Source organism: Noviherbaspirillum agri, from assembly GCF_054780595.1.
This window is the reverse complement of sequence record NZ_BAAGWA010000029.1, coordinates 1-5,428: the sequence shown is the minus strand read 5'-3', so window position 1 is coordinate 5,428 and position 5,428 is coordinate 1. Positions and strand designations below refer to the sequence as shown.

2 tRNA genes and 3 rRNA genes are annotated in these 5,428 nt (G+C 52.2%); all 5 read left to right on the top strand.

From position 1 onward, the window contains the following. Positions 1-200 precede the first annotated feature (200 nt). The 5 genes from ACYVIA_RS22120 to rrf all read left to right on the top strand — a co-directional run bounded on the left by ACYVIA_RS22120 (position 201) and on the right by rrf (position 5,375). Positions 201-1,731, top strand: a 16S ribosomal RNA gene (locus ACYVIA_RS22120). Between the two features lie 62 nt (positions 1,732-1,793). Next, positions 1,794-1,870 (top strand) — tRNA-Ile (locus ACYVIA_RS22115). Between the two features lie 10 nt (positions 1,871-1,880). Further along, a tRNA-Ala gene (locus ACYVIA_RS22110) sits at positions 1,881-1,956 on the top strand. Positions 1,957-2,230: 274 nt separating this feature from the next. Further along, positions 2,231-5,106 (top strand): 23S ribosomal RNA (locus ACYVIA_RS22105). A gap of 156 nt (positions 5,107-5,262) precedes the next feature. Continuing rightward, positions 5,263-5,375, top strand: a 5S ribosomal RNA gene (gene rrf, locus ACYVIA_RS22100). The 16S, 23S and 5S rRNA genes sit together here with 2 tRNA genes alongside, the layout of an rRNA operon. Positions 5,376-5,428 lie beyond the last annotated feature (53 nt).

Genomic DNA, 5,428 nt, shown 5'->3' with positions numbered 1-5,428 from the left:
TGGCAGACAGGTTCTTTAACAAATAACAGCCGATAAGTGTGGGCGCTTGGTGGAGTGTTGCGGCGCTGAGCAATCAGCGTGTAACTTAAAACATGAAGTGCTCACAGAGAAATATAGGTAAGTTCGCAAGAACTGACCTGTCAGTATTTTGAGTGGGTGACGGTTCTTAGGAACCTGGCAGCAATGCCACAACAGAGATTGAACTGAAGAGTTTGATCCTGGCTCAGATTGAACGCTGGCGGCATGCCTTACACATGCAAGTCGAACGGCAGCGCGGGAGCAATCCTGGCGGCGAGTGGCGAACGGGTGAGTAAAGTATCGGAACGTGCCTTAGAGTGGGGGATAACTAGTCGAAAGACTAGCTAATACCGCATACGACCTACGGGTGAAAGTGGGGGATCGCAAGACCTCATGCTCTTAGAGCGGCCGATATCTGATTAGCTAGTTGGTGGGGTAAAGGCCTACCAAGGCGACGATCAGTAGCTGGTCTGAGAGGACGACCAGCCACACTGGGACTGAGACACGGCCCAGACTCCTACGGGAGGCAGCAGTGGGGAATTTTGGACAATGGGGGCAACCCTGATCCAGCAATGCCGCGTGTGTGAAGAAGGCCTTCGGGTTGTAAAGCACTTTTGTTCGGGAAGAAATCCCTTGGGCTAATATCCCGGGGGGATGACGGTACCGGAAGAATAAGCACCGGCTAACTACGTGCCAGCAGCCGCGGTAATACGTAGGGTGCGAGCGTTAATCGGAATTACTGGGCGTAAAGCGTGCGCAGGCGGTTGTGCAAGACAGATGTGAAATCCCCGGGCTTAACCTGGGAACTGCATTTGTGACTGCACGGCTAGAGTGTGTCAGAGGGGGGTAGAATTCCACGTGTAGCAGTGAAATGCGTAGATATGTGGAGGAATACCGATGGCGAAGGCAGCCCCCTGGGATAACACTGACGCTCATGCACGAAAGCGTGGGGAGCAAACAGGATTAGATACCCTGGTAGTCCACGCCCTAAACGATGTCAACTAGTTGTCGGGTCTTAATTGACTTGGTAACGCAGCTAACGCGTGAAGTTGACCGCCTGGGGAGTACGGTCGCAAGATTAAAACTCAAAGGAATTGACGGGGACCCGCACAAGCGGTGGATGATGTGGATTAATTCGATGCAACGCGAAAAACCTTACCTACCCTTGACATGGCAGGAACCCAGGAGAGATCTTGGGGTGCTCGAAAGAGAACCTGCACACAGGTGCTGCATGGCTGTCGTCAGCTCGTGTCGTGAGATGTTGGGTTAAGTCCCGCAACGAGCGCAACCCTTGTCATTAGTTGCTACGAAAGGGCACTCTAATGAGACTGCCGGTGACAAACCGGAGGAAGGTGGGGATGACGTCAAGTCCTCATGGCCCTTATGGGTAGGGCTTCACACGTCATACAATGGTACATACAGAGGGCTGCCAACCCGCGAGGGGGAGCTAATCCCAGAAAGTGTATCGTAGTCCGGATTGGAGTCTGCAACTCGACTCCATGAAGTTGGAATCGCTAGTAATCGCGGATCAGCATGTCGCGGTGAATACGTTCCCGGGTCTTGTACACACCGCCCGTCACACCATGGGAGCGGGTTTTACCAGAAGTAGGTAGCCTAACCGCAAGGAGGGCGCTTACCACGGTAGGATTCGTGACTGGGGTGAAGTCGTAACAAGGTAGCCGTATCGGAAGGTGCGGCTGGATCACCTCCTTTCTAGAGTTTGCAGCTGAAGTCAAGCGTTCACACTTATCGGCGTGTTATTCGAGAACAGCAATGGGTCTGTAGCTCAGCTGGTTAGAGCACCGTGTTGATAACGCGGGGGTCGTTGGTTCGAGCCCAACTAGACCCACCATCAAAGTTTCGGGGGTTTAGCTCAGCTGGGAGAGCACCTGCTTTGCAAGCAGGGGGTCGTCGGTTCGATCCCGTCAACCTCCACCAAGACATCAAACCTAAGTCATCGCCGGATGGCGACGTGATTTAGGTTTGATCGTTTAGATCATTGGCTGTTTTGTTCTTTAACAATCTGGAAGAAGTAGTAAAGATTTATCAGTTGGATCTGATGCGTTGTGATGACGTGTTGGAGAAGACTGGTGGGTTGTGATTGTATCAATCATATGTATGAAAGAGTTCTCGTAGCAATACGAGTAGTCTGGAATACGGCACGCAAACTCAAGCTCTATAGCGTTTCTGGCAACAGAAGCTAACGTTATAGGGACAAGCGACTAAGTGCACATGGTGGATGCCTTGGCGATATCAGGCGATGAAGGACGTAGTAGCTTGCGATAAGCTGCGGGGAGTGAGCAAACACACTTTGATCCGCAGATTTCCGAATGGGGAAACCCGGCCTTTTAGGTCATCTCACACTGAATACATAGGTGTGTGAAGCGAACGCGGCGAACTGAAACATCTAAGTAGCTGCAGGAAAAGAAATCAACCGAGATTCCCAAAGTAGTGGCGAGCGAAATGGGACCAGCCTGCAAGATTTAGCATCAGCGATAGTGGAACGCTCTGGAAAGTGCGGCCATAGAGGGTGATAGCCCCTTACACGAAATCCCTGGTGTGGAACTAAGCTTGCGACAAGTAGGGCGGGGCACGTGAAACCCTGTCTGAACATGGGGGGACCATCCTCCAAGGCTAAATACTCGATATCGACCGATAGTGAACCAGTACCGTGAGGGAAAGGCGAAAAGAACCCCGGAAGGGGAGTGAAATAGATCCTGAAACCGTGTGCATACAAACAGTAGGAGCCTCGCAAGGGGTGACTGCGTACCTTTTGTATAATGGGTCAGCGACTTACATTCAGTGGCAAGCTTAACCGTGTAGGGAAGGCGTAGCGAAAGCGAGTCCGAATAGGGCGTTCAGTCGCTGGGTGTAGACCCGAAACCAAGTGATCTACCCATGGCCAGGATGAAGGTGCGGTAACACGCACTGGAGGTCCGAACCCACTAACGTTGAAAAGTTAGGGGATGAGCTGTGGGTAGGGGTGAAAGGCTAAACAAACTTGGAAATAGCTGGTTCTCTCCGAAAACTATTTAGGTAGTGCCTCAAGTATCACCACCGGGGGTAGAGCACTGTTATGGCTAGGGGGTCATCGCGACTTACCAAACCATTGCAAACTCCGAATACCGGTGAGTGCGAGCTTGGGAGACAGACGTCGGGTGCTAACGTCCGGCGTCAAGAGGGAAACAACCCAGACCGCCAGCTAAGGTCCCAAAGATTGGCTAAGTGGAAAACGAAGTGGGAAGGCTAAAACAGTCAGGAGGTTGGCTTAGAAGCAGCCATCCTTTAAAGAAAGCGTAATAGCTCACTGATCGAGTCGTCCTGCGCGGAAGATGTAACGGGGCTAAGCCAGTCACCGAAGCTGCGGATCTGCAGTAATGCAGATGGTAGGAGAGCGTTCTGTAAGCCTGCGAAGGTGTCTTGTAAAGGATGCTGGAGGTATCAGAAGTGCGAATGCTGACATGAGTAGCGATAATGCGGGTGAAAAGCCCGCACGCCGTAAGCCCAAGGTTTCCTGTTCAACGTTCATCGGAGCAGGGTGAGTCGGCCCCTAAGGCGAGGCAGAGATGCGTAGCTGATGGGAAGCAGGTTAATATTCCTGCACCGTCGTTAGATGCGATGGGGGGACGGATCGCGGAAGGTTGTCCGGGTGTTGGATGTCCCGGTTCCTGTATCAAAGAAGGCCAGTAGGCAAATCCGCTGGCGTAATTCAAGGGTATGGGACGAGCGGCTTTATGCCGCGAAGCAATCGGAAGTGGTTCCAAGAAAAGCCTCTAAGCTTCAGTCTAACGAGACCGTACCGCAAACCGACACAGGTGGGCGAGATGAGTATTCTAAGGCGCTTGAGAGAACTCGGGAGAAGGAACTCGGCAAATTGGTACCGTAACTTCGGGATAAGGTACGCCCTTGTAGCTTGACTGGCCTGCGCCAGGAGGGTGAAGGGGTTGCAATAAACTGGTGGCTGCGACTGTTTAATAAAAACACAGCACTCTGCAAACACGAAAGTGGACGTATAGGGTGTGACGCCTGCCCGGTGCTGGAAGATTAAATGATGGGGTGCAAGCTCTTGATTGAAGTCCCAGTAAACGGCGGCCGTAACTATAACGGTCCTAAGGTAGCGAAATTCCTTGTCGGGTAAGTTCCGACCTGCACGAATGGCGTAACGATGGCCACACTGTCTCCTCCCGAGACTCAGCGAAGTTGAAGTGTTTGTGATGATGCAATCTACCCGCGGCTAGACGGAAAGACCCCATGAACCTTTACTGTAGCTTTGCATTGGACTTTGAACCAATCTGTGTAGGATAGGTGGGAGGCTTTGAAGCGGTGACGCCAGTTGCCGTGGAGCCGTCCTTGAAATACCACCCTGGTTTGTTTGAGGTTCTAACCTTGGCCCGTTATCCGGGTCGGGGACAGTGCATGGTAGGCAGTTTGACTGGGGCGGTCTCCTCCCAAAGTGTAACGGAGGAGTTCGAAGGTACGCTAGGTACGGTCGGACATCGTGCTAATAGTGCAATGGCATAAGCGTGCTTAACTGCGAGACTGACAAGTCGAGCAGGTACGAAAGTAGGACATAGTGATCCGGTGGTTCTGTATGGAAGGGCCATCGCTCAACGGATAAAAGGTACTCTGGGGATAACAGGCTGATTCCTCCCAAGAGTTCATATCGACGGGGGAGTTTGGCACCTCGATGTCGGCTCATCACATCCTGGGGCTGTAGCCGGTCCCAAGGGTATGGCTGTTCGCCATTTAAAGTGGTACGTGAGCTGGGTTTAAAACGTCGTGAGACAGTTTGGTCCCTATCTGCCGTGGGCGTTGGAAGTTTGAGGGGGGCTGCTCCTAGTACGAGAGGACCGGAGTGGACGAACCTCTGGTGTACCGGTTGTCACGCCAGTGGCATTGCCGGGTAGCTAAGTTCGGAAGAGATAACCGCTGAAAGCATCTAAGCGGGAAACTTGCCTCAAGATGAGACTTCCCGGGAACTTGATTCCCCTAAAGGGTCGTTCGAGACCAGGACGTTGATAGGTCAGGTGTGGAAGCGCAGTAATGCGTTAAGCTAACTGATACTAATTGCCCGTGCGGCTTGTCCCTATAACCTTAGCAGGTATAGGCAAGACAGCGTGTGACTCGATTGAGCATCACACCCGCCAAAATATATGTAGACCCCTACATAACACTACTTCTTCCCAGATTGCGTTGTTTGCTCTTGCCAGAAAAACGGCAAAGCACGCAACACTACAAGTTATGCCTGATGACCATAGCGAGTCGGTCCCACCCCTTCCCATCCCGAACAGGACCGTGAAACGACTTCGCGCCGATGATAGTGCTGCAACCAGTGTGAAAGTAGGTAATCGTCAGGCTTGTTACACCAAAAAACCCCTCCGTCCACAAGGACCGAGGGGTTTTTGCTTTT